The sequence below is a fragment of the Phenylobacterium sp. genome, assembly GCF_046590535.1.
Taxonomy (GTDB): Bacteria; Pseudomonadota; Alphaproteobacteria; order Caulobacterales; family Caulobacteraceae; genus Phenylobacterium.
Genome location: NZ_JBKJTG010000044.1, coordinates 21,081 through 46,069, shown reverse-complemented (window position 1 = coordinate 46,069; position 24,989 = coordinate 21,081). Strand labels below are relative to the sequence as shown.

Below are 24,989 nucleotides of genomic sequence, written 5' to 3'. Positions count from 1 at the left end.
CTGCAGGGTGCGGCGGTGCATCCTGGCCAAGCGCGCCCCGCAGCGCATCCTGGCCAAGCGCGCCCCGCGCTAGAGCATTTTCCGATAAGTGTGAAACGGTTATCGGGTCGAAAAATGCTCTAACTTTTTGAATTAGAGCCCTTTTTATCCGATCTGATTGACGCAGTCAGGTCGGAAAGGGCTCTCGAGCGGGATGCGAAAAAGTGGGAACCGGTTTTTCGCGTCAATCCCGCTCTAAACAAAAGGGGTCGATCACGTTTATGATTTTGGATCGGTTCGATCCAAGATCATCGTGATCTAAGGCGCGATGACCTTCAGGGTCTCGGGGTCGAAGATCTGAATCTCGCTGCCCACATCGGCATAGACGACGAGGTCAGGGTGGCCGGGCAGGACCTTGAAATAGCGGTTCCCAGCCGCCGAAACCCCCATGGGGCCGCAGGGCGGGTCCTGGGGCTCCAGCGCCTGGCTGGCCTCCCAAGACGTCTTGGCCGCGCCTGTGGGTTCGAGCACGAAGCGGCCCTTGTCCTTGTCGTCATAGCCCTGGGCCGGGGCGAAGGCGCAGGTCGCCGTGTGAGCACCGGGCGACGCCGCGCGGATCGCCGGCAGGATCGCCTCCAGCGGCGCGTCGGCCGGCTTGGCGAAGATGCGCACCACGGGGCGCCGCTCGGCCGGCGGGCCGACATGGACCAGCTGGAAGCCCGGCAGGCCATCGTCGGCCTCGATATGGACGCCGCCCTGCTCAGGCCCGCAGGCGAAGGCCTGTAGGGCGAGCTTGGCGCCCTTCACCTCCTGCCAGGCGCAGGCGGCGAACTCCGGCGCCGAGCGCAGGGTCGAAACCGGCATTTCAGCGACCGGCGCGGCGGGCGGCTTAGCCGCAGGCTCCGGCTGCGAGCAGGCGCTCATCAGGCCGAGGCCGCCAAGGCCGGCGGCCAGTGTGATCCAATGGATGCGCATGGAGGTTCCCCGCTTCCCGAGGCCTGACCTTCGCCGCGATCACCCAGCGGCGCAAGAATGTTGGATCAGGAGAGGTGAACGCCACGCCGGTCGGCGGCCGATTGCGCGGTAGGTCTCCCCGACGGCATCGACGAAGCGCAAGGCGATCATCTCGCCGGCCTCCGCTGCACAGTCGTCGATCGCGGCTTCAACATCCTGTCGGGCCACCTCGCGCGGGATGGCCGGCTTGGCGTTCATCCCGCGGTGGGACCGCGCGCGCGGCGCCGAAGCCAGTCAAAATGGGCTGGATCGGCAGGCGCCGTGGACGCTGACGACGCGCCATCCAGGAGGAGGCCGCGCAGATGCAGGCGGTCCTGATCCCGCCGGATCAGCTCGCGGACGTACTCGCTGCTGGTGCTGTAACCCCTGCCCTCAACCTGTTCATCGACAAAGGTCTTGAGCGCCTCGGGAGGGGAGATGTTCATGGTGGTCAACAGGAAAGAGGATGTTGTCCTGCCAAAATTTGGCAAGACATGGATTGCCAGCGTTCTCGGCGAACCTACGGCTTCAGTGGGGTTCGAAGGTGTCGGGTTGGAGCAGCTCATAGATGGCCGCGATCTTCCTGGTCTTTTTCACCTTGGCGAGTAGCGGCTTGAATTCGTCTTCGTCCTCGTCTCCATCCGAGTAATCCTCTGCGTGGGCCTCCATAGCGGCGCACGCGCGGCGCTGAACCTCCTCGAGTGAGACCTTCTCCAGGGGTTCAAGGTCTTGCTCGATACGCGATTGCCGGGGCCCGAACGGCAGCAACAGAGAGAGCCAAGAACCGGCACGACCCGTTCTGGCAATCGAGCGAACGACCCAGCGGCTTCCCGCCGCATCGATCAATTCCATGCCTATCTGCGTACCTTCCTTCAGCGTGCGAGGACCGCACCTCGTAAGGGTATCCAGATCGCGGAACCCCCAGATTTCCTGGTCTGTGGTAAATCCCAAGACCGGAAAGCGAAAGCTTACGTCAGCAGACCTCATCGACGCCTCCAGATTGGACAAATGGAGAACATAGACTTTCGGCATGGCGTGTGAAGCTTAAATTCAGCGTCGCGGCTTCGTGGAGGGTGCGGAGGTAGGGGGAGAAAATTGGCGTGCGAGATTCTCTACGGAATCCGCGAGGTAGCCGCCCGTAGCTACCGTTCCAGTCTTCATCCAGTCGGTGGTTCCATGCCAGACACGCCTTATGGGGTCATATCGCGGCTTGCCGGCCCAACTCCCGGTCAGACGCCGATGCTGCTCCTTCGGGAGAACCTTGAGGAAGGCATAGTGATTTTTCCAATTCTGGGCGGTGCGACTTGCGCCGTTGAGGGGGACGGTGTGGTGGATTTCCTGCCCCTTTGTCGCCACCCCCCAATCTCGGAGGCGACTGGCGGCGGCCTTGGCGGTAACGGACCCTTTCTTGAGAACGGTCACGCCCTTTCTGGCAGCACTGAGTCCCTTGATAGCGGGGCCGATGGGTAGCGCGTCAGCGACGGCCATCGCGCCGTTGAATGTGGCGCCCGCGTAATTCCCATCCTGTAGATCGGCGACCGCCTCCCAGGCGGGCCCCACGATTGGAATGAACGACTGCGCCAGGTTTGGGCGCGAAATATCTGGACTGTCCTGAAAGTCTCGAAGCGCATTCTGAGCGGCTGCGAGCGGCGAGTGGTATCCTCGATCCTCCCTCTGCGCCCTGAGCTTCGCCATTTCGCGATCATAAAGTTCGCCGGCGGGATCCGGCACAGACTGCGGCTGCCCGCGAGGTGCGCTGGCCATCTTCTTCTCCATCGATGAGGGACATCGGCGCATGCTCAACAGCGGCGAACATGCCCAGCCGTTGCGGCGCCCGAAAGCGCGATACTCTTGCTGCGCTGGCCTTGTCCGTTCAGTTCGGATGACTCGGCGCAGTGATGATCGCAGCCGAACATCTCACGGATGCCCGCAGAAATCGAGAACAAAACACGAACAAGTCGCATACTGCGCGCGATCACATTGCCCCGCTGATGATCTCCAGGCTGTGTTTCTTGCGAAAGCCGTGAAAAGTCAGTGTGCTATGGAGGGCGTCGGCGCTGTCGCGCCAAGTGGATGTAAACAGCGCGCAGCGGTGGCGGCGACTAACCACGTGAGTTCTCAGGAAAAATTGGCGCGCCCGGAACGATTCGAACGTCCGACCCTCAGATTCGTAGTCTGATGCTCTATCCAGCTGAGCTACGGGCGCGCACGCCTTGCGGCGAGGGCGCGGAACCTAGTCGCGGACGGAGCCGAGCGCAAGACGGCGGCGGTGCGAAAATCGCCCTACCCCGCCAGATCTCGCCAGCAGCGCACGTCCGTGCCCGGCCAGGGCGTCGCCTCATAAGCCGCCCGGGCCACGGCGCGGGCCAGGCAGTCGGCGGCCAGGGCGCCCAGGCGGGCCAGAGTGAAATCGGCCGGGTCGGCCAGGGGTTGGGCGGCGGTGGAGATGGCGAACACCACGTCGCCGTCGAACGGGGCGTGGACCGGGCGGATGGCGCGCGCCAGACCGTCCTGGGCCATCACCGCCAGGCGCTTGGCCTGGGCCGGCGTCAGGGCCACGTCGGTGGCGACGCAGGCGAGCGTGGTGTTGCGCGCCGCGTCCGGGCGCTTGGCGAGGCCCCAGTCGTCGGGGCCGGCGGTGAGGCCTGCGGACCCCAGGCCGCCGAATTCCCCGTCGATCTCGAACGGCGCGGCCCAGAAGCTGCGGCCCCCCGGCGCGGTCACCGAGCCCCAGGCGTTCACCGCCACCAGGGCGCCCACCGTGAAGCCATCGGCGCTGACCACCGAGGCCGAGCCCACACCGCCCTTCAGGGCCCCGGCCATGGCGCCGTAACCCGCTCCCGCCGTGCCCAGGTCGAATTGATGGGAGGCCGACGCCACCGCCTCGCGGCCCAGGCCGCGGTAGGGCGGGTCCTCGCTCCAGGCCTTGTCGCCGCCATTGGCCAGGTCGAACAGGATGGCTGCCGGAACCACCGGCGAGGGTGGAATCCTCGGATCGCCGGCCAGGGCGTAGCCGCGACCGCGGGCCCCCAGCCAGACGGCCACGCCGTCGGCTGCGGCCAGCCCGTAGACTGAGCCGCCAGAGAGCACCACGGCGTCCACCGCCTCGACCAGGTTCTCAGGCGAAAGCGCCTCGGTCTCCCGGGTGCCGGGCGCCCCGCCGCGGACATCGCAGGCGCAGACCGCCCTCCGATCGGGCAGGATCACCGTCACCCCGCTGCGCACGCCCACATCGTGGGCCTGCCCCACTTGGAGGCCGGCCACGTCGGTGATCAGATTGCGGGTCCCGGGTCGGGCGCGAGAGCTGGACATGGCCGGCGACCTCGCACGCCTTGGCGTTTGTTGTCCACGCGCGCGCGGCCTATGGGTGGCGCTTTCCGTCCCGGAGCTTCCCGTCCCGTGTCCCTGATGACCCGCTTCGTTCCCGTCGTTGCAGCGTTCTCCCTTCTCGGCTGCGCCACCGCGCCTGCGGCTCCGTCGGCGCCCACCACGGGCATGGTCGCCGCCGCCAATCCGCTGGCGGTGGAGGCGGGTCTGCGGGTGCTGCGCGAAGGCGGCTCGGCGGTGGACGCCGCGGTGGCGGTGCAGGCGGTGCTGGGGCTGGTGGAGCCGCAGAGCTCGGGCCTGGCCGGCGGCGCCTTCATGACCTTCTACGACGCGCAGAGCCGCCGGGTGACCGCCTACAACGGCCGCGAGACGGCGCCCGCCGGCGCGACCCCCGACATGTTCACCGGTCCCGACGGCCGCCTGCTCAGCCCGCCCCAGGCGATCCTCAGCGGCCGCTCCACCGGCGTCCCCGGCGCCGTGGCCATGCTGTCCATGGCCCAGGCCGAGCACGGCCGCCGCCCCTGGGCCAGCCTGTTCGCCGACGCCGAGCGGCTGGCCGACCAGGGCTTCGTGGTCAGCCCCCGCCTGGCCGGCATGATCACCTCGCGCGCGCCGCAGAGCGCGGCGCCCGACGTGATCGCCTATTTCAGCAAGCTCGATGGCGCGAAGTACAAGGCCGGCGAAACCCTGCATAACCCCGACTACGCCGCCACCGTGCGCAAGATCGCCGCCGAGGGGCCGCGCGCCATCCTGCAGGGCCCGATCGCCGCGGCCATTGTCGCCCGGCTGGGCCAGGGACCCCTGCCCGGGACCATGACGCTCGCCGATCTGGCGAGCTATAGACCCAAGTCCACCGCGGCGCTGTGCCGGCCCTATCGGGTCTATATCGTCTGCACCCCGCCGGCCCCCTCAGGCGGCCCGGCCGTGCTGCAGGGCCTGGGCATCCTGGAGCGCACCGACATCGCCACCCGCGGTCCCGACGACCCGCAGGCCTGGTACCTGTTCTCCCAGGCCAGCCGGCTGATGTACGCCGACCGCGACCGCTACATGGGCGACCCGGACTTCGTCGACGTGCCCACCGAGGGACTATTGGAGCCCGCCTACCTGGACCAGCGCGCCAAGCTGATCGCTCCCAGCGCCGGCGCCCCGCCACAGCCCGGCAAGCCCCGCGGCGCCGGCGCGCGCGCCCCCGACGCCACCGTGGAACCGGACGGCACCTCCCACTTCGTGGTCGTCGACCGCTGGGGGGACGTGGTCTCCATGACCACCACTGTGGAGAGCATCTTCGGTTCGGGCCGGATGGTGGGCGGCATGTTCCTCAACAACCAGCTCACCGACTTCTCCTACGCGGCGAAGAACGCCGACGGAGTTCCCGCCGCCAATGCGGTGGGCCCCAGGAAGCGCCCGCGGTCGTCCATGGCGCCGGCCGTGGTGCTCAACCGCGACCGCCGGTTCGTGGCCGCCGTGGGCTCGCCCGGCGGACCGGCGATCCTGGCCTACAACCTCAAGGCCCTGGTGGGCCTGCTCGACTGGAAGCTCTCCATCCAGCAAGCCATCGACCTGCCCAATCTGGTCAGTCGCGGGACGTTCTACGCCGCTGAGGTCGACAAGTTCGCGCCTGGCGTGGTCTCCGGCCTGGCCGACCGCGGTGTGACGCTCAGGTCAGGCGGCGGCGCGGAGGGCTCCGGCCTGCACGGGGTGGTGGCGACCCCCACCGGGCTGCGGGGCGCCGCCGATCCCCGCCGCGAGGGCGTGGCGCGGCAGCCCTAGACCGCAGTCTTCGTCCGCCGCTTGCGGGGCGCCAGCCTGGCCGGCGCCCCCGGCAGGAGAAGCTCGAAGGTGGTCCCCTTGGGGCCGCTGTCGATCAAGGTCAGGTCGCCCCCGTGGCCCTGGGCGAGCTCCCGGGCGATGGCCAAGCCCAGGCCCGCGCCGTCCGGCCGGCTCGACCCGGCGAACGGTAGGAACAGCCGCTCCCGCGACCGATCTGGCAGGCCAGGCCCGTTGTCGCTCACCCGCACCAGGCTGGCGTTCCCCGTCTGGCTCACCGAGACGCGGATGCGGCCAGCCCCGCGGCGCCGCTCCTGGAGTTCGATAGCCTCGCGGGCGTTGCGCAGCAGGTTGACCAGGATCCGGTGCAACTGGTCGGGATCGGCCAGCACCACCTCGGCGCGGCCCACGTCGGCGACCAGCTTCACGCCGTCTTCGGTGAGCCTCGCCTCCTCCGCCGCCTGCTCCAGGGCCACGGCCAGCGGCACGGCCGCCGGGGTCGGCGCGGCCTCTTCGGTCTTGCCATAGGTGAGCACGTCGGTGGCCAGCTTCACCGCCCGGTCCAGAGCCCGCTCCAGGCGCGGCAGGGCCTGGCTGACCTTGGGGTCCTTCAGCGCCGCCAGCCGCTCGGAGGCGATCTGGGCGCTGGTCAGCATGTTGCGCAGGTCGTGGTTGATCTTGGCCACCGCCTCGCCCAGGGCCGCCAGTCGGGCGCGGGAGGAGAGCGCGGTGCGCAAGTCCGCCTGCATAAGGTCCAGCTCGACCTCCGCGCGGCCGATCTCGTCGCGGCGTCCGGAGAGCTGCACCCGCGCCTCCACGTCCTCCGGATCGGCGCGGAACCGCTCCATGGCTTTGGTGATCCGCTGCATGGGCCGCACCAGGAAGAAGTTCAGCGACAGATAGACCAGCACCCCGGCCATGGCCGAGACGAAGGCCGCCACCGAAATCAGGCCCCACAGGTAGCTGACCAGGGCCCGCTTCAACTCCGCGTCGGGGGCGACGATCTCGATGAAGTCAGCCTGGCGGAACCGCGGCTCGGCCACCACCCGCACCCGGCGGCCCTCGCCGCCCAGCAGGGTCTGGAAGGGCGCGGAGAGCCAGGAGGCCACCGCCTGGTCGCGCAGGTCCACCAGGTAGGGCGCCCGATCCAGGGTCGGGCCGCCCAGCACCAGACGGCGCATACCGTCGGTCTGGATCGCCACCCGCTCGACGCCCGCGCCCTGCAGGAGCTGGGCGGAGAGACGTTCGGAGACCACCCGATCGGGCGCCACTTCCGGCGCCAGGGAGGCCAGCTCCGCCGCCCGGATGCGGTCCAGCAGCCACTGCTCCTCGAAGGAGGCCAGGGCCGGCGGCAGCGCCAGGGCGCCGCCCATGGCCACGAACAGGATGGTCAGGATGAGCAGGCGCGCCGACAGGCCGCCCGGCCAGAAGAAGCGGCGCCTGTCGGTCCGGGCAAGCTCGTGCGGCGTTGCGGCGTCCGCCATGATGCCTTCCCGTTAACCCGCCAAGCCGGCTTCGGCAACGCTTCGGAGGCGGCGCAGGCACCTCACGCGCCTGACTATTTTGCGCCAACGGCGTGGCTTGTCGAAGCGAAACCGTCGCCGCGCAGGCGATCGGCCAGGTCGCGCTTGATGCGGGCGACCAGGCCGGGGCCCTCGAACACCAGCGCCGAATAGAGCTGCACCGCGTGCGCGCCCGCCCGGATCTTGGCGTAGGCGTCCGCGCCCGACCCCACGCCGCCAACGCCAACCAGCGCCAGCCGACCGGCCGCGGCCTCCCCGAACCGGCGCAGAACCTGCGTGGAAAGCGCCATCAGTGGCGCCCCGGAAAGCCCTCCCGCCTCGTCTCGTCCGGCCGAACGCAGGGCGGGCCGCGAAACGGTGGTGTTGGCGACCATGATCCCGGCGAGCCCGAAGGCGCAGACAGTCTCCACTATGGTCTCCACCTCGCCGTCCTCCAGGTCCGGCGCCACCTTCAGGAACATCGGGACCCGGCCCTCGGGCGCAAGGCCGTCGCGGGCTTCCGCCACCCGGCCTAGCAGGTCCTCCAGCGCGGCTCTGGTCTGCAGAGCGCGCAGGCCCGGCGTATTGGGCGAGGAGATGTTCAGCGTGAAATAGCTGGCCAGGCCCCACAGGCGCTTCAGGCCGGTCACGTAGTCGGCGATGCGGTCTTGGGCGTCCTTGTTGGCCCCGATGTTGGCGCCGACGATCCCGGGGCCGCGCCGGGCCAGCCGGGCGGCGAAGGGCTCCAGCCCCTGGTTGTTGAAGCCCATCCGGTTGATCACCGCCCGGTCCTGCGTGAGCCGGAAGAGCCGCGGCCGGGGATTGCCCGCCTGCGGCAGGGGCGTGACCGTGCCGCACTCCACCAAGCCGAACCCGGCCCGCAGCATCGGGCCGAACGCTTCAGCGTTCTTGTCGAACCCGGGCGCCAGGCCCACGGGGTTGGGCAGCTTCAGACCCGCAAGGTCCGTGGCGAGGATCGGATCTTCGGGCCTTCCCACCGGGCCCAGCCCCATCTGCAGGGCGCGGATCGCCAGGCCGTGGGCGTCCTCTGGATCAAGACCCCGCAGCGCCCGGGTGGCTAGGCCATGCAGGCCGCTCACGCCAGGGTCCCGACTTGGGGAATCCCCTGGGCGTCCAGCGGCGCGTCGGTGACGTTCAGGACCCGCGCGGCGTCGAGCGGGCCATGCAGGTGCGGAAAGAGATCGCCGCCCCGGGACGGCTCCCAGCGCAGAGCCTCGCCCAGGTCGTCGGTCTCGACCTCCAGCACCACCAGGCCGGCTTGGCCCGCGAAGTGGCGCCGCGCGGTCTCCTGCGCCTGGGCGGCGGTGGAGAAGTGGACGAAACCGTCGGCGAGGTCGACCACCGAGCCCTTGAAGCGGCCGGCGGAGCGGGCAGCCGCCCAGTCAGCGCGGTTGAGGATCTTGTAGATGCGGCTCAATCGCCGCGCTCCGGGAAGAACAGGCCGTCGAAGGCCGGGCGGCCGTTGGAATCGATGAGGAACACCGCCGCCGCCGCGGTGGGAAACCGCCGCTGGGCGCGCGAGACCAGCGAGGCCGGCGCGCCGCCCTCCACCAGCAGCTGCACGGCGAGTTCCTGCAGGCCCGGATTGTGCCCTACCACCATCACGGTTGCCGCGGTCTCGCCGGCCTTCTCCGCCGCCCGCCGCACAGCCCCGGAATCGGCGTGATAAAGGTCGTCGTCGAACCGCGCCTGGGCCCTTGGGAAGGCCGGCTGCGCCGCCGTCCAGGTCTCCCGCGTCCGGGTGGCCGGCGACACGAGCGCAATGTCGGGCTTCAGGCCAAGGTCGGCCAGGGTCTCGCCCATGGCGGCCGATTCGCGCTCGCCCCGCACAGCCAGCCGGCGGTCGAAGTCGTCTCCGCTCTCGGAGTCCGGTTCGGCCTTGCCGTGCCGGAATAGGATCAGCCGCTCCATGGACTCTCCAAGCTTGCAGAAGCCTCATAGCCGCGTCCGCCCGGGCTGCGAAGCATTGACAGTGAATGGGGTTGGCGGTCCAAGGCGGCGATGGACACGACGGCGCAGGCCAGCCCTGCCAGCGAGACGGACGGCGGGACCTGGCGGTTCCCGTCGAGCCAGCCCCTGCGCCTGGACTCAGGCGCCGTGCTGCAGCCCCTGGAGGTCGCCTACAAGACCTACGGCCGCTTGAACACGGAGAAGTCCAACGCCGTCCTGGTGTGCCACGCACTGACCCTGGACCAGCACCTGGCCTCCACCCACCCGACCACCGGCAAGCCCGGCTGGTGGAGCCGTGTAGTCGGTCCCGGCCTGCCCCTCGACCCGGACCGCTATTTCATCATCTGCGCCAATGTGGTGGGCGGCTGCATGGGCACGACGGGACCCGGCTCCACGGATCCCGCCACCGGCGAACCCTATGGCCTGGCCTTCCCGGTCATTACCATCGCCGACATGGTCCGCGCCCAGGCCATGCTAGTGCAAGCGCTGGGCATCGACACCCTGTTCGCGGTGATCGGCGGCTCCATGGGCGGTATGCAGGTGCTGCAGTGGGCGGCGGACTATCCCGGCAAACTATTTTCCGCGGTGTGCATCGCTGCGGCCGCCCGCCACTCCGCCCAGAACATCGCCTTCCACGAGGTCGGCCGCCAGGCGATCATGGCCGATCCAGACTGGCGCGGCGGCGCCTATGAGAAGCTGGGGGTGCGTCCCGAGAAGGGCCTGGCCGTGGCCCGCATGGCCGCGCACATCACCTATCTGTCGGAGACCGCCCTGCAACGGAAGTTTGGCCGGGAGCTGCAGCGGGACAGCCTCTCGTGGGGCTTCGACGCTGACTTCCAGGTGGAGAGCTACCTGCGCCACCAGGGGACCAGCTTCGTCGACCGCTTCGACGCCAATTCCTACCTCTACATCACCCGGGCGCTAGACTATTTCGACTTGGCCGGGGAGCACGGCGGGGTGCTGGCCCAGGCCTTCGTCCCGGCCCGCAGCGTGCGCTTCTGCGTGCTCTCGTTCTCCTCCGACTGGCTCTATTCCACCGCGGAGAGCCGCGACATCGTGCGCGCCCTGAACGCGGCGGGTTGCCGGGCCAGTTTCGTGGAGATCGAGACCGACAAGGGCCACGACGCCTTTTTCCTTGACGAGCCGCAGCTCGACGCCACCCTGCGTGGCTTCTTCGACGCCACCGCCCAGGCCCGGGGGATCGCGTGAGCGTGGTGCGCGAGGACTTCCGCGAGATCCTGCGGCTCGTGCGCCCCGACGCGCGGGTGCTCGACGTGGGCTGCGAGGACGGTGAGCTGCTCGAGCTCCTAAAGCGCGAAAAGAACATCGACGGCCAGGGCCTGGAGATCAGCCAAGCCGGGGTCTCCGCTTGCCTGGCCAGAGGCTTGGCGGTGGTGCAGGGCGACGGCGACCGCGACCTAGACCACTTCCCTACCCGCGCCTTTGACTACGCGATCCTTTCCAAGACCCTGCAGCAGATGCGTGAGCCCCGCCACGTGCTCGCCGAACTGTTGCGGATCGCCGACCAGGCCATCGTATCGGTCCCCAACTTCGGCCACTGGCGGATGCGGACCTCGCTGATGACCCGGGGCCGGATGCCCGAGACCCGCGCCCTGCCCGACCCATGGTGGGCGACACAGAACATCCACCTGTGCACCCTGGTGGATTTCACCGACCTGTGCCGCGAGCTGGGCCTGCGGATCGACGCCTGCGCGGCGCTCAGCGGCGGCAAACCCGCACGACCGATCAACCCCGACGGCGCCTTCGAGAACTGGCGGTCCGAGACAGCGCTCTTCCTGCTCAGCCGCCCGGCGGGGGGCGCGGCTGACGCCGTGCCGACCGACCTGTTCGGCGAGGTGGCGATGCCGAAGGCCGAGGCGCCCGCACGGCGCCGGAAGGCCTGAGCTTCAGCCTTTCGCGGGGGGCTCCCATAGCTCGATGGCGTTGCCTTCGGGATCGTGGATGCGCGATGCCGCCGATGCCGGTGAGGCCCATGCTGATCTCCTCAGCCGGCGATCGCCGCCGCGTCGCGGTCGCCTGTGCGAATCCGCAGGGCCTGTTCCAGATCCATGACGAACACCTTGCCGTCGCCGATCTTGCCGGTGTTGGCGGTGCGCGAGACGGCCTCGACCACCGCGTCGACGATGTCGGTGGGCACGGCGATCTCCAGCTTCACCTTGGGCAGCAGCTTCACCTCGTATTCGGCGCCGCGATAGACCTCGGTCTTGCCCCGCTGGCGGCCATAGCCGCGCACTTCGGTGACGGTGAGCCCGGACGCACCGGCCTCGGTAACGGCTTCCAGCACCGCGTCGAGACGGCTGGGCTTGATGATCGCGACGATCATCTTCATGGGGCAAGGTCTCCGGGAGCTGAACCAGGTCGCACCGTCAGGCTACGGCGTTCGGCGGCCGGCTCCAAGGGGCTGCTGAGGCCCCGCGGCCCAGGCGTCCTCGAAACAGGCGCCCCGCTCGGCGCCAGCACCGGCCGCGCCGCGCGGACCCGGGACCGGGCGCCCCTGGGCTTCACCGCAAAGGTCTGTTTGACCGCCTCCATAAGCACCAGGCCGGCGAACCCTGGCCACAACCGTGAACCGGCCTGTTCGAAGCCCTCGGCCCAGCCGGCCATCCAGTTCACCGGCGGCACATAGAGCGCCCGGGTCCAGCCCGAGGGTTCCAGCTCCGCCTCCCGCAGCAGTTCGGCCAGCTGGCCACGGCTGTAGGGCCGGCCGTGGCCGAAGGGGGTCTTTTCAGTGTTGGCCCACAGGCCGTTGCGCGACGCCACCGCGACCACCACCCGCCCCGAGGGGGCCAGCACCCGCCAGACCTCCCTGAGGAAGGCCACTGGGTCGGGGCTCTCCTCCAGGCCGTGGACCACCAGGATGCGGTCGAACAGGGCGTTGGCGAAGGGCAGGGCGTCCTCGGCGGTGAGGGTCGCCAGGTTGCGCGCGTCGCCCGGCCACACCTCGACCCCCTGCTGCGCCGGCATGGCGGCCACCACCCGGCGCGCGGCGGGGCGAAGCTGCCAGACGAACGGGGTGGCGTAGCCCAGCGCCAGCACGTCCAGGCCGTGAGCGTCGCCCCAGGCCTCCAGCACCTTGCGGCCCACCATGGCGCGCGCCGCCCGACCGAGGTCGGAGGCGTAGAACCGGCGAAGCTCCAGGACGTCTCGGCGCATCTTGCGCGGGCCATGCTCGACTATTGCGTCCGCGCCAGCCTAAATCGCTTTGCTGGCGCCTGTCGCGCCGCGATGGAGACGCGCCTTCGATGTCGCTTACGGTGCACCAGTTTGCCTGCCTGTCGGACAACTATGGATTCCTCGTCCGCGATGAGGCCTCCGGCTACACGGCCTGCATCGACACGCCTGAGGCCGGCGCCATCTTGCGCGAACTTAAGTCCCTGGGCTGGAAGCTCGACCTGATCCTCAACACCCATTGGCATCCGGACCACGCCGGCGGCAACGCCGACGTCCAGGCGGCCACCGGCGCTCGGGTGGTGGGGCCGGCGGAGGTCACCCGCATCGCCACCCTTGACCGCGAGGTGCGCGGCGGCGATCAGGTGCAACTCGGCGACACCCGTTTCGAGGTGATCGAGAGCGGCGGCCACACGCTCGGCCACATCGCTTTCCATTCCCCGGAGGAGAAGGTCGCCTTCGTGGGCGACACCCTGTTCGCCCTGGGCTGCGGGCGCCTCTTCGAAGGGACGCCTGAGCAGATGTGGGCCAGCCTGCAGCGGCTGGCCGCCCTGCCCGACGACACCACCGTCTACTGCGCCCATGAGTACACCGCTTCAAACGCCCGTTTTGCCCTGTCGGTGGACGACGATCCCGCGCTGAGGGCCCGCGCGGAGGCGGTGTTCGCCGCCCGGGAGCGGGGCGAGCCCACCGTGCCCACCACCATCGGCCTGGAGCGGGCCACGAACCCGTTTCTGCGGGCGCCTGTGCTGGCCGAGCGGGTCGGTGCGGCGGGTCAGTCGGACCACCAGGCCTTCGCCGCAGTGCGCGCCGCCAAGGACATGTTCCGGGGCTAGCGGCTTCCGCCCGCCACAGCCACCGCGACGATCCGGTCGGAGGATGGCCGGCCCGCCTGGCCCTGGGCGGGGGCCACGGTGATGCGCATGACGCCTTTGTCGATGATCGCCGCGGCGCGGCGGCCTTCCACCAGCAACACCTTCTGGAACCGGCCCAGCAGGGCGCGGCCGTCCCGGCGCTCGGACATCCGCACCACAGCCACGCTGGTGACGATGGCGGCGTCGGCGATCAGGGCCGAGGAGGCCGGCGTCGCCTCGGCTTCGAAGGTGATGCCGCGCCGGGCCGCGCGGCTGGCGCGGATGCTGGCCTGGAGCAGCCGCTCGGCCAGGGCTTGCGGGCCCATGACCCCCAGCTTCAGCGTGGCTCCGGCCCCCGCCAGCGCCGCCGCCGAGCCGCCGGGCCGTCCCGGTGTGAACAGGGTCACCCCGCCCAGTCGCGTGGCGCGAAGCATCGGCTGGCCCAGGTCGTTCTTGTAGATGGTGTCGCCGCGCGGCGCGGGCTGCTGCTGCAGGGCCCAGACCTCGGGACTGCCGTCGAACTTCAGGAGCGGCTTGGGCTGGCTGCGGTCGAGGACGAAGATGTCGCCGTCCTCGGAGACGTAACGGGCCACCGGCGGGGCGGCGAAGCTGCGGCCATCCCCGCGCTTGCGCAGCAGGTTCTCGCGCAGGGTGTCCGGACCCTGGGCTGCTGCGGGAGCGCCGAATCCCAAGGCGGCCGCGAACAGCAACGCGGCGCAGACCGCCTTTGAAAACGCCGATGGCTCACCCGTTGTCACCGGCAAGGGATGCAGCTTGATCGGGGCGCTTTTAGGACGCAGGCTAGGCCGTCATCCGGCCATGTACTGGCCGCCGTTCAGCGAGAGGGTCGATCCCGTCACATAGCCGGCGTGTTCGCCGGCCAGGAAGGCCACCATGTCGGCGATCTCGTCGCCGCGGCCAAGCCGGCCCACGGGAATCTGGCTGATGATGCTCTCCAGAACCTTCTCCGGCACCGCCTGCACCATCTCGGTGTCGATATAGCCGGGGGCGATGGCGTTCACGGTGACGCCCTTCCTGGCGTTCTCCAGAGCCAGGGCCTTGGTGAAGCCGATCATGCCCGCCTTGGCCGCGGAGTAGTTGGTCTGGCCGATCTGGCCCTTCTGGCCGTTGATCGACGAGATGTTGATGATCCGGCCCCACTCGCGCTCGCGCATGCCGTCGATCACCTGGCGGGTCATGTTGAACAGGCTGTCCATGTTGACCCGGATCACCTCGCTCCACTGCTCGGAGGTCATCCGGTGGAACACGCCGTCGCGGGTGATGCCGGCGTTGTTGACCAGCACATCTATGGGCCCGAGCTCGGCGGTCACCGCGTCGACCGCGCGCTTGCAGTCCTCGAAACTGCCCACGTTGCCCTTGATGACCATGACGCCCAGCTCCCGGGCGCAGGCCTCGGCGGCGGCGTCATTGCCGGAATAGCCGGCCGCCACCTTCATCCCGTCGGCCTTCAGCCGCTCGATGATCGCCCGACCAATGCCACCGGTGCCACCCGTGACCAGCGCAACCCTGGCCATTCGCTTCATCTCCCTAACGACAGTCGCCGGTTGGCCCGGCGTTCCGATCAGACCTGTTCGACGCACATGGCCACGCCCATGCCCCCGCCGACGCACAGCGTGGCCAGGCCCTTGGACGCGCCGGAGCGCTTCATTTCGTGCAGCAAGGTGGTGAGGATCCGCGCGCCGGAAGCGCCGATCGGGTGACCGATGGCGATGGCCCCACCGTTGACGTTCACCTTAGCCGGATCGAGGCCCAGGTCGCGCACCACACAGATCGACTGGGCGGCGAAGGCCTCGTTGGATTCCACTAGGTCGAGGTCGGAGACCTGCCAGCCGGCCCTCTCCAGCGCCTTGCGGCTGGCTGGGATCGGGCCGGTGCCCATGATCTCCGGGTCGACGCCGGCGTGCGCCCACGACGCAATCCGCGCCAGCGGCTTGAGGCCGCGCTTCGCCGCCTCGTCCGCGCTCATCAGCACCAGGGCCGCGGCGCCGTCGTTGAGGCCGGACGCATTGGCCGCGGTGACCGTGCCATCCTTGGTGAAGGCCGGGCGCAGGCCCGAGACGCTGTCCATCGTCGTGCCGTGGCGGATGAACTCGTCCTGGTCGACCACCGTGTCGCCCTTGCGGCCCTTGATGGTAACCGGCGCGATCTCACCAGAGAATTTGCCGGCCTTCTGGGCGGCCTCGGCGCGGTTCTGGGAGGCCACGGCGAATTCGTCCTGGTCCTGGCGGGTGATCTGCCAGCGCGCGGCGATGTTCTCGGCGGTCTGGCCCATGTGATAGCCGTGGAAGGCGTCCCACAGGCCGTCCTTGATCATGGTGTCGACGAAGCCCAGGTCGCCCATCTTCTGGCCGTTGCGCAGGTGGGCGGCGTGCGGCGACTGGCTCATGCTCTCCTGCCCGCCCGCGATGACGATGTCGGCTGAGCCGTCCTTGATCTGTTGGGCGGCCAGGGCCACCGCGCGCAGGCCGGAGCCGCAGAGCTGGTTCAGGCTCCAGGCGGGCGTCTCCACCGGCAGGCCAGCGTTGATCGCCGCCTGGCGGGCCGGGCCCTGGCCGGCGCCGGCCTGCAGCACCTGGCCCATGATCACCTCGTCAACGTCGGCCGCGGCGATACCGGCGCGCTCGATCGCCGCCTGGATCACGATGCGGCCCAGTTCGTGGGCCGGCAGGCTGGCCAGCGCTCCGTTGAACGACCCCACGGGGGTGCGGGCGGCGGAAACGATGACGATGTCGCTCATGGCGTGGCTCCTGAAGGCAAGTCTCAAGCCGCCCAGTGGCCTATCTATCGATAAGGCCAGGGCGGAGGGCAAGCCGCCTCGTTCGGCAAAACACCGCTCCATTTGCCATTAAGCTCGCATCCGCGATACTGCGGTGCAGAAAGATGGGCCGCCAGTTGGGTCGGCTCCTCGCGAAGGATTTCGGATGGCCGACACCCAGGAGACCGGCGCCGGCGCCGCCACAGGCGAAAAAGTCGTCATCAAGAAGTACGCCAACCGGCGGCTCTACAACACGGCTTCCTCCAGCTACGTGACCCTGGAACACCTCTCCGAGATGGTGAAGCAGGGGGTCGATTTCGTGGTCTATGACGCGAAGACCAACGACGACATCACCCGTTCGGTGCTGACCCAGATCATCTTCGAGGAGGAAAGCCACGGGCAAAGCCTGCTGCCGATCCAGTTCCTTCGCCAGCTGATCGGATTCTACGGCAACTCCATGCAGGCCTTCCTGCCCAGCTACCTGGAGCTGTCGCTGGCCAGCTTCACCCAGCAACAGGACCGCATGCGTGGCCAGTTCGCCAACCTGGGCCAGGGCGCCACTCCAGGGGCCTACGAGGAACAAATCCGCCAGAACCTGGCCCTGTTTGACCGGGCTATGAAGATGTTCTCCCCCTTCGCCTATGCGAACCGTCCGGAAGAACCCGGTCCCGCGAAGGCGGTCGAGCCCGCCGCCACGGCCGACGATGCGCTGGTCGCACTCCGCCGCCAGATGGAGGAAATGCAGGCCCAGATCGAGAAGCTGGCCTCCAAACGCTGAGCGTTAGCAGCGTTTCTTAACCCTAGGGCGCAAGGATAGCTGCCCATGACGTCGCCCATCGATCCCATCCGCAGGGCCGCCCTGCTCCGCCGCGCCGCCCGTCCAGAGACCGACGAGGCGGAAGACGCGCCGGATTCCACCGTGGTCAGCCTGCCGGTCCCGGCGGGCCGGGCCTCCCGCGTGCCGCCCCGCGCCGACCCGGGCGACGGCGCCTCGATCTTCGCCGCACAGTTGATGGGCCAGGACGGACAGAGGCGCGGGTTGCGCGCCGGGCCCGCCGCCATCGACAGCGCGAAATTCGCCTACAACAAGACCGAATGGTCGGGCGCCAACGACCGCCGCTCCGGCAAGGGCCGCGCCGCCAAGACCGACGTTTAGCGCGCCGTCAATCGCGCCAGCTCCGCCTCCAGCGCAGCCACCCGCCGTTCCAGTTGTCTGATCCGCGCCTCCGCCGAGCCCTCGCCGGGCACGGGGGTCGAGACCCCGGCGTGGCGGGCCACTTCGTGAGCTTCCACCCCCAGCAGCTCGGCGAAGGCCGCCACCTCGGTGGCGGAAAGCTCCCGCTGGTCCTTGAAGGCCAGCGCCAGGTCCGCCTCGCTGAGGCCGGCGGCGGCGGCCATAACCCGCCGGGACAGGCCGCGTTCGGCCAGCCGGGCGTCGAACCATTGCGTGTCGAAGAATAGGGCCATGGCCTCCGCCTGACGTGGCGCCGGTCTTGCTTAACCGTGATCGCAGCTTCGATCACGGGCCGGACCATGACTCAATTCGCGTTCCGCTTCATCGACCTGACCCTGGTGGCGCTGATCTTCACGGCCTTCACCTAGGCCTCGTCGACGCCGCCCGGATTACGCGCCCGCGACTGTAGCCACATCACGCCCGCCAGGTCCGACAGCGACGCCCAGAGGCGGCCGAGGTTGGTGTACTTCGACTGACCGGTCTCCCGGTGGCGGTGGTTCACCGGCCGAAAGGCGGTCTGATAGCCCTCGCGCAGCATTAGCGCCGGCAGGTAGCGGTGGATGTGATCGAAGTAGGGGAGCGCCAGGAACGCCTCGCGCCGGAAGGCCTTGAGCCCACAGCCGGTATCGTTCGCCGTATCCTTGAGAAGCCGCTTACGCACGCCGTTGCCAAGCCGCGAGGCGATCTTCTTGGCTTGGCTGTCCCGGCGCTTGACCCGCTCGCCCCCCACCAGGGCCAGTTCCGCAGGCCCGGCGGCCAGGGCGTCGGCCAGGGCCGGTCCATCGGCCGGGTCGTTTTGGCCGTCGCCGTCGAGCGTGACGATGATGGCGCCTCGGGCGCCCAGAATTCCCGATCGGATCGCCCGGCTCTGGCCGGAGTTCCTGCGGTGGCTCAGCACACGAAGCTGCGGGATCTCGGCGCTCAGCGCCTTCAACGCCGCGCGTGTGCCGTCGCGGCTGGCGTCGTCCACGAAGACGATCTCGAAACTGCGCCCGGCGAAGGCCCGGGCGATCTCCCGCGCCAAGGCCGGCGCCGCGCCCTCCTCGTCGAAGACCGGGACGACGACGGAGATGTCGGGGGCGGACGCCATCATCCCCCCATAGCGGAAAAGGAGCCCGAAGGAAGGATCGTGCTATCAGGGCGCAATGACGCTCGACGCTGAACTGGCCAAGTGGAGCCGTGGCTGGCGGGGGCCGGCCATCGCCGCCCTGGTGGCCTTCCTGGCCGGGCTGCCGGGCCTGCTGGCCGTCCCGCCCCTGGACCGCGACGAATCCCGCTTCGCCCAGGCCACCGCGCAGATGCTGGAGACCCATGATTTCGTGGTGATCCGCTACCAGGACGAGCCCCGGTTCAAGAAGCCCGTGGGCATCCACTGGATGCAGGCGGCCAGCGTCACCCTGCTCTCCAGCCCCGAGGCCCGGGAGATTTGGGCCTACCGGGTCCCGTCCCTGCTGGGCGCCATGCTGGCCGCCGCCGCCTGCGCCTGGGGCGCCGCGGCCTTCTTCCCCGCACCGGCGGGTCTCTTGGCAGGGGCCATGCTGGCCGCCACCTTCCTGCTCTCCACCGAGGCCCTGATCGCCAAGACCGACGCCATGCTGGCCGGTGTCACCACCCTGGCCATCGCGGCCCTGGCCCGGATCTACGCCGCCGCCCGGGACGGGCCACCGGCCGGACGTCGCACGGTGGTGGTCTTCTGGGTGGCTATAGCCCTGGCCGCCCTGATCAAGGGGCCAGTCGGCCCGCTGATTGTGCTGCTGACCATCCTGGCCCTGGCGGCCCAGGAGCGCCGGGTGCGCTGGCTGGTGCGGCTGAACTGGCCCTGGGGCGTAATCATCGTGCTGCTCATCGTCGGCCCGTGGGCCGGCGCGGTCACCGTGGCCACCGACGGCGGCTTCTGGAGCGCGGCGGTGGCCGGCGACCTGGCGCCCAAGCTGGCCGGCGGCCAGGAGACCCACGGCGCGCCCCCCGGCTACCACACCCTGCTGGCGCCCCTGCTGGCCTTCCCGATGACCCTGCTGCTGCCCGCCGCCATGGTCACCGCCTGGCGCAGGCGCGGCGAGTCCGGCGTCCGCTTCGCCCTGGCCTGGCTGGTCCCCGCTTGGCTGCTGTTCGAGATGCTGCCCACCAAGCTGGTCCACTATCCGCTGCCGGCCTATGGCGCGCTGGCCTGGCTGGCGGCCGCGGCCCTGACCGAGCCCCTGGGCTCGCGGACCCGCTGGGCGGGCGCGGGCCTGTCGGCCCTGGCCGGTGTCGTCCTGGCGGTGGGCGCCTTCTACCTGCTGGCGCTGTATGGCGACGCCTCGGACCTGACCGCCGCGACCCTGGCCGGCGGGCTGCTGGCCGCCGCGGGGCTGGTGGGCGGCTACATGCTGCTGCGCCAGGCGCCGCGGGTCGCCCTGGTGGGCGCGCTCGGCCTGGGGATTCTTGGCCACGCGGCGCTGGCGGCGGGCCTGGCGCCCAGGCTCGATCCCCTGTGGCTCTCCGACCGCACCGAGCAGGCCATGGCCAAGGCCCGGCTGCTGCCCCGTCAGGGGGTTGCCGATGCGCCGGTGACCGTCGCGGGCTACGCCGAGCCCAGCCTGGTGTTCGCGCTCGGCACCCCCACCGAACTGGAGGACGCCGCCGACGCCGCCCAGGCCATCGCCGAGCGCCGCCCCGCCGTGGTCGAGGCCCGCGAGGAACCCGCCTTCCGCAGGGCGTTGGCGGCCCTGGGGGCAACCGCCGTTCAGGTGGCGGAGATCAAGGGCCTGGACTATTCCAACGGCGATGAGATGACCCTGCGCGTCTACGAATCCCGGGGCGTGCGCCTGCCGGAGACCGCGCCATGAGCCGGCCTATCGAGATCGTGGAGGTCGGGCCCCGCGACGGGCTGCAGAACGAAAGAGCCCTGCTGGAGATCGATCAGAAGCTGGAGTTCATCCACCGGCTGGAAGCCGCCGGCGCCCGCCGAATGGAGACCGTCTCCTTCGTCAATCCGCGCCGGGTGCCGCAAATGGCTGGCGCAGAGGAAATCTCCGCCGCCCTGCCCCACCGCGAGGGCCGCTCGCGGATCGGCCTGGTGCTCAACGAGCGCGGCTGGGACCGCTGCGTGGAGGCCCAGTGCGACGAGGCCAATGTGGTGGTCTGCGCCACCGACGGATTCGGCATCCGCACCCAGGGCGCCTCGGTGGACGAGCAACTGGCCGCCCTTCGCGCCATCGCCGCTAAACGCCGGCTGTCCGGCGGCCCGCCGATCAGCGTCACCGTCTCGGTGGCCTTCGGCTGCCCCTTCGACGGCGAGGTTTCCGAAGAGCAGGTGCTGAAGGTGGTTCGGGTCGCTGCGGAACTGGGCGTGTCCGAGATCGCGCTGGCCGACACCATCGGGGTCGCCGACCCCTGGACCGTACGCCGGCGCATCGAGGCCACCCGCAAGGCGGCGCCGGACGCTCGCCTGCGCATGCACTTCCACGACACCCGCAACACTGGCCTGGCCAACGCCTTCGCCAGCGTCGAGGCCGGTATCGACATCCTCGACGCCAGTTGCGGCGGCCTGGGGGGCTGTCCCTTCGCCACCGACGCCACCGGCAACATCGGCACCGAGGACCTGGTCTACATGCTGGAACGCGCCGGGTTCGACACGGGCTACGACCTGCCTGCCCTGATCGACACCGCCAAATGGGTCTCGGCCCTGCTGGGCAAGGCGCCCACAGCCTCGGTCACCCGGGCGGGCGGGTTCCCGGTTCCCCCACCTGCGGGGTAATTGCCCGCGACCCGTCCTGCCCCGACCCTGCCTCGCTCAAACAGAGCAGAGGATAACGCCATGGCCGACATCCCTCCCGCCCCCGTCGAGGTCGTCAGGGCCTTCCTGGCCGCCATGGCGGTGAAGGACTACGGCGCGGGCCTGCGCTACATCGCCGACACCTGCGAGTACCACAACATCCCGCTCTCCAAGGTCCATGGGCCGGCCAGGGTGCGCCCGGTGCTGGAGCCGTTCTTCGCGCCGACCCTGGAGAACGAGTTCATCATCCTGCGCGAGGTCAGTGACGGGCCCGTGGTGTTCACCGAGCGCCTGGACCGCCATCGCCTGGCCGACGGCTGGGCGAGTTGCCGGTGACGGGGGTTTGGGAGGTGCGCGACGGCCGCATCACCCTGTGGCGGGACTATTTCGACGCCGCCACCATCCTCAACGTCTGGCCGGCGCCGCCGGCCTAGGACGAGCGAGCGCTCTTCAGCTTCCAGAACACCGGCCGAACGATGGCCGTGCAGACGATCACTGGGGAGAGCAGCCATGCGGTCAGGGTCTGGCCGACGCCCACAGCACGCTTGCGGAAGAAGCGGGCCAGGCCGACGCCCTTGTGGAACTCCACCTTCAGCGGGCTGGTCATGCTGGTATGGCCTAGGTGTACCACCTCGGCGCGCGGGTGGAACAGCACCTGGCCGCCCTGCTCGCGCACCCGCCAGCAGAGATCCACGTCCTCCACGTGCAGGAAGTAGCCCTCGTCGAAGCCCGCCACACAGTCGAAATCCTCGCGGCGCATGCAGAAGCAGGCGCCGGAGATGGTCGGCACCGGCGCCACCTGTTCAGGCGCGGCGTCGTCCTCCCAGTGCACCTCGTAGCGGCGCCAGGCCGGCACCCGCTGGGAGAGCCGGCTGAGCGACATCAGCGCGGTCATCAGGGTGATGTCCCCGCGCCGGGCGCCACGCTGTTCGGTGCGGTCGGCGTTCAGCACCCGACCACCAACGACGCAAGGCACGGGCCGGTCTTCGATCGCGCGCACCAGTTCGCCGACGCAGCCGCGCTGCAGGAAGGCGTCGGGGTTGAGAAACACCAGGACGTCGCCCGTGGCCTTGCGGGCCCCGCAATTGGCGCCCCGGGCGAAGCCGATGTTGCCGTGGCCGGCCACCAGGACCACCCGGGCGTCGCGGTCGGCGAGGTTGCGCAGGCGCGCGGCATCCACACGGCTGGAGCCGTTGTCGACGATGACGAACTCATCCACCAGCGGATCAGCCAGCACGCACGCCACGCTCTCCTCGAGCGCCTCGCCGGTCATGTAGACGACCATCACGACGGAGACGCGGCGGCGGGGCCGCAGAAACTCCGGCATTGGGGCGCGTTCCATGGCGACGATCGGTGCGGCGATGCCGTTCATCCAGCCTCCATCACCCCAACCGGCCCCTCGGGCGTCGCACGTCCGCCTCGTGCCTGGCCCGCAACATCAGGCGGACTTGCCTCTAAGGCAAGCCTGTTCGACGCCACATCCAGGGCGAGCACTTCCTGGCCGTCCGAGCCCAGCCGCCGAAGCGCGACCTGGCCAAGCTCCGCCTCGCGACGGCCGATCACCGCCAGCACGGGGACCTTTGCAAGGCTGTGTTCTCGCACCTTGTAGTTGATCTTTTCGTTACGCAGGTCGGTTTCCACACGAAGCCCCTGTGCGGCAAGCGTCCTGGCCACCTCCCGCGCATAGTCGTCAGCGTCGGACGTAATCGTCGCCACCACCACCTGCACAGGAGCCAGCCAGAGCGGGAACGCGCCGGCGTAGTTTTCGATCATCACCCCCATGAACCGCTCCATGGAGCCGCAGATCGCCCGGTGCAGCATCACCGGCCGCTGCTTGGAGCCGTCCTCGGCGATGTACTCGGCTTCCAGGCGCTCGGGCAGGACGAAATCGAGCTGCAGCGTGCCGCATTGCCACGTCCGCCCGATGGCGTCGCTCAGGTGGAACTCCAGCTTCGGGCCGTAGAAGGCGCCTTCGCCCGGCAGTTGCTCGACAGGCATGTTCACGGCCTGGCGCGCGGCGCGGTCCAGCTTGTCCTCGGCGATGTCCCAGACGGCGTCGGAGCCGGCGCGGATGTCGGGGCGCAGCGCCAGCTTGACGCTGTGCAGCTCCAGCCCGAAGTCGGCGTAGACCGAGTTCAGTAGGCGCACGAACTTTGTCGTCTCCGCCTCGATCTGGTCCTCGCGGCAGAAGATGTGCGCGTCGTCCTGGGTGAAGGCGCGCAGCCGCATGATGCCGTGCAGGGCGCCGGAGGGCTCATAGCGGTGGCAGGCGCCAAACTCGGCCATACGCAGGGGCAGGTCGCGGTAGGACTTCTGGCCATAGTTGAAGATCTGCACGTGGCCGGGGCAGTTCATCGGCTTGACGGCCAGCTCCTCGCCCTCGGTCGTCTCGCAGACGAACATGGCGGCGCCGAACTTCTCCCAGTGGCCGGATTTCTCCCACAGGGAGCGGTCCATGAGCTGCGGCGCCTTGACCTCCACATACCCGTCGGCGTCGAGCCGACGGCGCATATAGGCCTCCACCGTGCGGTAGAGCGTCCAGCCCTTCGGGTGCCAGAAAATCATCCCCTTGGCCTCTTCCTGCAGGTGGAAAAGGTCCATGGCCCGGCCGATCTTGCGGTGGTCGCGCTTCTCGGCCTCCTCGATGCGCGTCAGGTAGGCCGCGAGGTCGGCCTCCGAGGCCCAGGCCGTGCCGTAGATGCGCTGCAGCTGGGCGTTGCGGTGGTCGCCACGCCAGTAGGCGCCGGCCAGCTTGGTCAGCTTGAAGGCCTTGCCCACGTGCTTCGTGGACGGCAGGTGCGGCCCGCGGCAGAGATCCTTCCACTGACCCTGGCGATAGACGCTGACGTCCTCGCCGGCCGGGATGCCTTCGATGATCTCCGCCTTGTAGGCCTCGCCGATGGACTTGAAGTGGGCGATGGCTTCATCGCGGGACCAGACCTCGCGCGTGATCGGCTCGTCGCGGTCGACGATCTCTTTCATGCGCTGCTCGATCCTGGCCAGGTCGTCGAGGCTGAACGGTTCGTCGCGGGCGAAGTCGTAGTAGAAGCCGTCCTCGATCGCCGGGCCGATGGTCACCTGCGTGCCGGGGAACAGGTCCTGCACCGCTTCGGCCATGACGTGGCTGGCGTCGTGGCGGATGGTCTCCAGGGCCTCCGGCGCGTCGCGCGTCAGGATCTCGAACGTGCCGCCGCCGGGCAGGGGCCGGTCCAGATCATAGAGCTCGCCGTCGAGCTTGATGAGCACCGCGCGCTTCTCCAGGGATTTGGCGATGCCGGCGGCGACGGCGCGGCCCGTGACGCCGTCGTCGAACTGGCGTTTGGAGCCGTCAGGGAAAATCAGGTCGATCATATTTCACACGTCCATTTCCGTCCGGGACCCCTCGGGCCTTCCGGCGGCGGGGGCGGCGGGTCATAGCCCGCGGCCCCCCAGGGATGACAGCGGCACAGCCTGCGCGCGGCGAGCACGCTACCGCGCCACGGGCCGTGGCTGACCAGGACCTCGGCGGCATATTCCGAGCAGGTCGGAAGGAACCGGCACTGGCGCCCGATCAGCGGCGAAAGCGTCAGCTTGTAGGCGCGAAGGGCGCCCCTGACGCAGCTTTCGTAGGAAGTCATGCTGGCTACGGGATGCGGAGGTC

29 protein-coding genes and 1 tRNA gene are annotated in these 24,989 nt (G+C 69.6%); 10 read left to right on the top strand and 20 right to left on the bottom strand.

What is annotated here, in order from left to right; all coding sequences use genetic code 11:
• Positions 1 to 297 precede the first annotated feature (297 nt).
• The 6 genes from ACLL81_RS02545 to ACLL81_RS02520 form a co-directional block, all read right to left on the bottom strand.
• A complete protein-coding gene (locus tag ACLL81_RS02545; protein WP_411286775.1) occupies positions 298 to 954 on the bottom strand; it encodes a hypothetical protein in 657 nt (218 codons plus the stop codon).
• A gap of 233 nt (positions 955 to 1,187) precedes the next feature.
• The gene (locus ACLL81_RS02540) at positions 1,188 to 1,418 is read right to left on the bottom strand and encodes a type II toxin-antitoxin system ParD family antitoxin (RefSeq protein WP_411286779.1); all 231 of its coding nucleotides are present in this window, start codon (positions 1,416 to 1,418) and stop codon (positions 1,188 to 1,190) included.
• Positions 1,419 to 1,500: 82 nt separating this feature from the next.
• Entirely contained in the window at positions 1,501 to 2,004 is a 504-nt protein-coding gene (locus tag ACLL81_RS02535) for a hypothetical protein (protein WP_411286774.1), read from the bottom strand.
• Positions 2,005 to 2,022: 18 nt separating this feature from the next.
• Complete coding sequence (locus ACLL81_RS02530; RefSeq protein ID WP_411286773.1) at positions 2,023 to 2,748, bottom strand: hypothetical protein; 726 nt, start codon at positions 2,746 to 2,748, stop codon at positions 2,023 to 2,025.
• 353 nt (positions 2,749 to 3,101) lie between these two features.
• Positions 3,102 to 3,178, bottom strand: a tRNA-Arg gene (locus ACLL81_RS02525).
• Positions 3,179 to 3,255: 77 nt separating this feature from the next.
• On the bottom strand, positions 3,256 to 4,284 hold the full coding sequence (locus ACLL81_RS02520) for a P1 family peptidase (RefSeq protein ID WP_411286772.1): 1,029 nt from the start codon (positions 4,282 to 4,284) through the stop codon (positions 3,256 to 3,258).
• 96 nt (positions 4,285 to 4,380) lie between these two features.
• Here ACLL81_RS02520 and ACLL81_RS02515 point away from each other — a divergent pair, with 96 nt between their 5' ends.
• Complete coding sequence (locus ACLL81_RS02515) at positions 4,381 to 6,069, top strand: gamma-glutamyltransferase family protein (RefSeq protein ID WP_411286778.1); 1,689 nt, start codon at positions 4,381 to 4,383, stop codon at positions 6,067 to 6,069.
• Here the strand turns inward: ACLL81_RS02515 and ACLL81_RS02510 are convergent.
• The 4 genes from ACLL81_RS02510 to ACLL81_RS02495 all read right to left on the bottom strand — a co-directional run bounded on the left by ACLL81_RS02510 (position 6,066) and on the right by ACLL81_RS02495 (position 9,500).
• Positions 6,066 to 7,550 (bottom strand): sensor histidine kinase, encoded by a 1,485-nt coding sequence (locus tag ACLL81_RS02510; RefSeq protein WP_411286771.1) that lies wholly within the window; start codon positions 7,548 to 7,550, stop codon positions 6,066 to 6,068. The genes ACLL81_RS02515 and ACLL81_RS02510 overlap by 4 nt on opposite strands.
• Positions 7,551 to 7,624: 74 nt before the next feature.
• Complete coding sequence (locus ACLL81_RS02505) at positions 7,625 to 8,668, bottom strand: quinone-dependent dihydroorotate dehydrogenase (RefSeq protein WP_411286770.1); 1,044 nt, start codon at positions 8,666 to 8,668, stop codon at positions 7,625 to 7,627.
• Complete coding sequence (locus ACLL81_RS02500) at positions 8,665 to 9,006, bottom strand: DUF952 domain-containing protein (RefSeq protein ID WP_411286769.1); 342 nt, start codon at positions 9,004 to 9,006, stop codon at positions 8,665 to 8,667. The genes ACLL81_RS02505 and ACLL81_RS02500 overlap by 4 nt, the downstream gene beginning before the upstream one ends.
• Positions 9,003 to 9,500 (bottom strand): SixA phosphatase family protein, encoded by a 498-nt coding sequence (locus ACLL81_RS02495; RefSeq protein WP_411286768.1) that lies wholly within the window; start codon positions 9,498 to 9,500, stop codon positions 9,003 to 9,005. Before ACLL81_RS02495 ends, ACLL81_RS02500 begins: the two co-directional genes overlap by 4 nt.
• 90 nt (positions 9,501 to 9,590) lie before the next feature.
• Here ACLL81_RS02495 and ACLL81_RS02490 point away from each other — a divergent pair, with 90 nt between their 5' ends.
• Positions 9,591 to 10,748, top strand: coding sequence for a homoserine O-acetyltransferase (locus ACLL81_RS02490; RefSeq protein WP_411286767.1), 1,158 nt, complete (start codon positions 9,591 to 9,593; stop codon positions 10,746 to 10,748).
• Positions 10,745 to 11,443, top strand: coding sequence for a methionine biosynthesis protein MetW (metW, locus tag ACLL81_RS02485; protein WP_411286766.1), 699 nt, complete (start codon positions 10,745 to 10,747; stop codon positions 11,441 to 11,443). The genes ACLL81_RS02490 and metW overlap by 4 nt, the downstream gene beginning before the upstream one ends.
• Positions 11,444 to 11,544: 101 nt before the next feature.
• Here the strand turns inward: metW and ACLL81_RS02480 are convergent, their stop codons facing one another.
• Positions 11,545 to 11,889, bottom strand: a complete 345-nt coding sequence (locus tag ACLL81_RS02480) for a P-II family nitrogen regulator (protein WP_411286765.1) — start codon at positions 11,887 to 11,889, stop codon at positions 11,545 to 11,547.
• Complete coding sequence (locus tag ACLL81_RS02475; protein ID WP_411286764.1) at positions 11,886 to 12,713, bottom strand: class I SAM-dependent methyltransferase; 828 nt, start codon at positions 12,711 to 12,713, stop codon at positions 11,886 to 11,888. Before ACLL81_RS02475 ends, ACLL81_RS02480 begins: the two co-directional genes overlap by 4 nt.
• An 89-nt stretch (positions 12,714 to 12,802) precedes the next feature.
• Between ACLL81_RS02475 and gloB the strand changes: the two genes are divergently transcribed.
• Complete coding sequence (gene gloB / locus ACLL81_RS02470; protein WP_411286763.1) at positions 12,803 to 13,564, top strand: hydroxyacylglutathione hydrolase; 762 nt, start codon at positions 12,803 to 12,805, stop codon at positions 13,562 to 13,564.
• Here gloB and ACLL81_RS02465 read toward each other — a convergent pair.
• The 3 genes from ACLL81_RS02465 to ACLL81_RS02455 are packed head-to-tail and all read right to left on the bottom strand — an operon-like array spanning position 13,561 to position 16,340.
• The gene (locus tag ACLL81_RS02465) at positions 13,561 to 14,340 is read right to left on the bottom strand and encodes a DUF4908 domain-containing protein (RefSeq protein ID WP_411286777.1); all 780 of its coding nucleotides are present in this window, start codon (positions 14,338 to 14,340) and stop codon (positions 13,561 to 13,563) included. The two genes, gloB and ACLL81_RS02465, sit on opposite strands and share 4 nt — an antisense overlap.
• Positions 14,341 to 14,391: 51 nt before the next feature.
• Positions 14,392 to 15,117 (bottom strand): beta-ketoacyl-ACP reductase, encoded by a 726-nt coding sequence (locus ACLL81_RS02460; RefSeq protein WP_411286762.1) that lies wholly within the window; start codon positions 15,115 to 15,117, stop codon positions 14,392 to 14,394.
• Positions 15,118 to 15,164: 47 nt separating this feature from the next.
• The gene (locus ACLL81_RS02455) at positions 15,165 to 16,340 is read right to left on the bottom strand and encodes an acetyl-CoA C-acetyltransferase (RefSeq protein WP_411286761.1); all 1,176 of its coding nucleotides are present in this window, start codon (positions 16,338 to 16,340) and stop codon (positions 15,165 to 15,167) included.
• 184 nt (positions 16,341 to 16,524) lie between these two features.
• Between ACLL81_RS02455 and phaR the strand changes: the two genes are divergently transcribed.
• Positions 16,525 to 17,136 (top strand): polyhydroxyalkanoate synthesis repressor PhaR, encoded by a 612-nt coding sequence (gene phaR / locus ACLL81_RS02450; RefSeq protein WP_411286760.1) that lies wholly within the window; start codon positions 16,525 to 16,527, stop codon positions 17,134 to 17,136.
• 45 nt (positions 17,137 to 17,181) lie between these two features.
• Positions 17,182 to 17,514, top strand: a complete 333-nt coding sequence (locus ACLL81_RS02445) for a hypothetical protein (protein ID WP_411286759.1) — start codon at positions 17,182 to 17,184, stop codon at positions 17,512 to 17,514.
• On the opposite strand, the gene ACLL81_RS02440 is transcribed toward ACLL81_RS02445, so the two are convergent.
• A complete protein-coding gene (locus ACLL81_RS02440) occupies positions 17,511 to 17,825 on the bottom strand; it encodes a DNA-binding protein (protein ID WP_411286758.1) in 315 nt (104 codons plus the stop codon). The genes ACLL81_RS02445 and ACLL81_RS02440 overlap by 4 nt on opposite strands.
• Positions 17,826 to 17,956: 131 nt before the next feature.
• Positions 17,957 to 18,682: a glycosyltransferase family 2 protein gene (locus ACLL81_RS02435; RefSeq protein ID WP_411286757.1), complete on the bottom strand. Its 726-nt coding sequence runs from the start codon at positions 18,680 to 18,682 to the stop codon at positions 17,957 to 17,959.
• Positions 18,683 to 18,737: 55 nt separating this feature from the next.
• Between ACLL81_RS02435 and ACLL81_RS02430 the strand changes: the two genes are divergently transcribed.
• The 4 genes from ACLL81_RS02430 to ACLL81_RS02415 are packed head-to-tail and all read left to right on the top strand — an operon-like array spanning position 18,738 to position 21,783.
• Entirely contained in the window at positions 18,738 to 20,420 is a 1,683-nt protein-coding gene (locus ACLL81_RS02430) for an ArnT family glycosyltransferase (RefSeq protein ID WP_411286756.1), read from the top strand.
• The gene (locus tag ACLL81_RS02425; protein ID WP_411286755.1) at positions 20,417 to 21,331 is read left to right on the top strand and encodes a hydroxymethylglutaryl-CoA lyase; all 915 of its coding nucleotides are present in this window, start codon (positions 20,417 to 20,419) and stop codon (positions 21,329 to 21,331) included. Before ACLL81_RS02430 ends, ACLL81_RS02425 begins: the two co-directional genes overlap by 4 nt.
• A gap of 60 nt (positions 21,332 to 21,391) precedes the next feature.
• The gene (locus ACLL81_RS02420; RefSeq protein ID WP_411286754.1) at positions 21,392 to 21,685 is read left to right on the top strand and encodes a limonene-1,2-epoxide hydrolase family protein; all 294 of its coding nucleotides are present in this window, start codon (positions 21,392 to 21,394) and stop codon (positions 21,683 to 21,685) included.
• Positions 21,682 to 21,783, top strand: a complete 102-nt coding sequence (locus ACLL81_RS02415) for a limonene-1,2-epoxide hydrolase family protein (protein WP_411286753.1) — start codon at positions 21,682 to 21,684, stop codon at positions 21,781 to 21,783. Before ACLL81_RS02420 ends, ACLL81_RS02415 begins: the two co-directional genes overlap by 4 nt.
• Here ACLL81_RS02415 and ACLL81_RS02410 read toward each other — a convergent pair.
• The 3 genes from ACLL81_RS02410 to yidD are packed head-to-tail and all read right to left on the bottom strand — an operon-like array spanning position 21,780 to position 24,966.
• Positions 21,780 to 22,721 carry a glycosyltransferase family 2 protein gene (locus ACLL81_RS02410; RefSeq protein WP_411286752.1) on the bottom strand — a complete coding sequence of 314 codons (942 nt, stop codon included), beginning with the start codon at positions 22,719 to 22,721 and terminating at the stop codon, positions 21,780 to 21,782. The two genes, ACLL81_RS02415 and ACLL81_RS02410, sit on opposite strands and share 4 nt — an antisense overlap.
• Positions 22,718 to 24,700 (bottom strand): threonine--tRNA ligase, encoded by a 1,983-nt coding sequence (gene thrS, locus ACLL81_RS02405; protein ID WP_411286751.1) that lies wholly within the window; start codon positions 24,698 to 24,700, stop codon positions 22,718 to 22,720. The genes ACLL81_RS02410 and thrS overlap by 4 nt, the downstream gene beginning before the upstream one ends.
• A complete protein-coding gene (yidD, locus tag ACLL81_RS02400; RefSeq protein WP_411286750.1) occupies positions 24,697 to 24,966 on the bottom strand; it encodes a membrane protein insertion efficiency factor YidD in 270 nt (89 codons plus the stop codon). Before yidD ends, thrS begins: the two co-directional genes overlap by 4 nt.
• Between the last annotated feature and the right edge of the window lie 23 nt (positions 24,967 to 24,989).

Excerpts from the sequence above, each read along its gene's own strand:
- ACLL81_RS02545 (WP_411286775.1), bottom strand. The coding sequence starts at position 954 with ATGCGCATCCATTGGATCACACTGGCCGCCGGCCTTGGCGGCCTCGGC.
- ACLL81_RS02540 (WP_411286779.1), bottom strand. The coding sequence starts at position 1,418 with ATGAACATCTCCCCTCCCGAGGCGCTCAAGACCTTTGTCGATGAACAG.
- ACLL81_RS02535 (WP_411286774.1), bottom strand. The coding sequence starts at position 2,004 with ATGCCGAAAGTCTATGTTCTCCATTTGTCCAATCTGGAGGCGTCGATG.
- ACLL81_RS02530 (WP_411286773.1), bottom strand. The coding sequence starts at position 2,748 with ATGGAGAAGAAGATGGCCAGCGCACCTCGCGGGCAGCCGCAGTCTGTG.
- ACLL81_RS02520 (WP_411286772.1), bottom strand. The coding sequence starts at position 4,284 with ATGTCCAGCTCTCGCGCCCGACCCGGGACCCGCAATCTGATCACCGAC.
- ACLL81_RS02515 (WP_411286778.1), top strand. The coding sequence starts at position 4,381 with ATGACCCGCTTCGTTCCCGTCGTTGCAGCGTTCTCCCTTCTCGGCTGC.
- ACLL81_RS02510 (WP_411286771.1), bottom strand. The coding sequence starts at position 7,550 with ATGGCGGACGCCGCAACGCCGCACGAGCTTGCCCGGACCGACAGGCGC.
- ACLL81_RS02495 (WP_411286768.1), bottom strand. The coding sequence starts at position 9,500 with ATGGAGCGGCTGATCCTATTCCGGCACGGCAAGGCCGAACCGGACTCC.
- ACLL81_RS02490 (WP_411286767.1), top strand. The coding sequence starts at position 9,591 with ATGGACACGACGGCGCAGGCCAGCCCTGCCAGCGAGACGGACGGCGGG.
- ACLL81_RS02480 (WP_411286765.1), bottom strand. The coding sequence starts at position 11,889 with ATGAAGATGATCGTCGCGATCATCAAGCCCAGCCGTCTCGACGCGGTG.
- ACLL81_RS02475 (WP_411286764.1), bottom strand. The coding sequence starts at position 12,713 with ATGCGCCGAGACGTCCTGGAGCTTCGCCGGTTCTACGCCTCCGACCTC.
- gloB (WP_411286763.1), top strand. The coding sequence starts at position 12,803 with ATGTCGCTTACGGTGCACCAGTTTGCCTGCCTGTCGGACAACTATGGA.
- ACLL81_RS02460 (WP_411286762.1), bottom strand. The coding sequence starts at position 15,117 with ATGGCCAGGGTTGCGCTGGTCACGGGTGGCACCGGTGGCATTGGTCGG.
- ACLL81_RS02455 (WP_411286761.1), bottom strand. The coding sequence starts at position 16,340 with ATGAGCGACATCGTCATCGTTTCCGCCGCCCGCACCCCCGTGGGGTCG.
- phaR (WP_411286760.1), top strand. The coding sequence starts at position 16,525 with ATGGCCGACACCCAGGAGACCGGCGCCGGCGCCGCCACAGGCGAAAAA.
- ACLL81_RS02445 (WP_411286759.1), top strand. The coding sequence starts at position 17,182 with ATGACGTCGCCCATCGATCCCATCCGCAGGGCCGCCCTGCTCCGCCGC.
- ACLL81_RS02440 (WP_411286758.1), bottom strand. The coding sequence starts at position 17,825 with ATGGCCCTATTCTTCGACACGCAATGGTTCGACGCCCGGCTGGCCGAA.
- ACLL81_RS02435 (WP_411286757.1), bottom strand. The coding sequence starts at position 18,682 with ATGGCGTCCGCCCCCGACATCTCCGTCGTCGTCCCGGTCTTCGACGAG.
- ACLL81_RS02430 (WP_411286756.1), top strand. The coding sequence starts at position 18,738 with ATGACGCTCGACGCTGAACTGGCCAAGTGGAGCCGTGGCTGGCGGGGG.
- ACLL81_RS02425 (WP_411286755.1), top strand. The coding sequence starts at position 20,417 with ATGAGCCGGCCTATCGAGATCGTGGAGGTCGGGCCCCGCGACGGGCTG.
- ACLL81_RS02420 (WP_411286754.1), top strand. The coding sequence starts at position 21,392 with ATGGCCGACATCCCTCCCGCCCCCGTCGAGGTCGTCAGGGCCTTCCTG.
- ACLL81_RS02410 (WP_411286752.1), bottom strand. The coding sequence starts at position 22,721 with ATGAACGGCATCGCCGCACCGATCGTCGCCATGGAACGCGCCCCAATG.
- thrS (WP_411286751.1), bottom strand. The coding sequence starts at position 24,700 with ATGATCGACCTGATTTTCCCTGACGGCTCCAAACGCCAGTTCGACGAC.
- yidD (WP_411286750.1), bottom strand. The coding sequence starts at position 24,966 with ATGACTTCCTACGAAAGCTGCGTCAGGGGCGCCCTTCGCGCCTACAAG.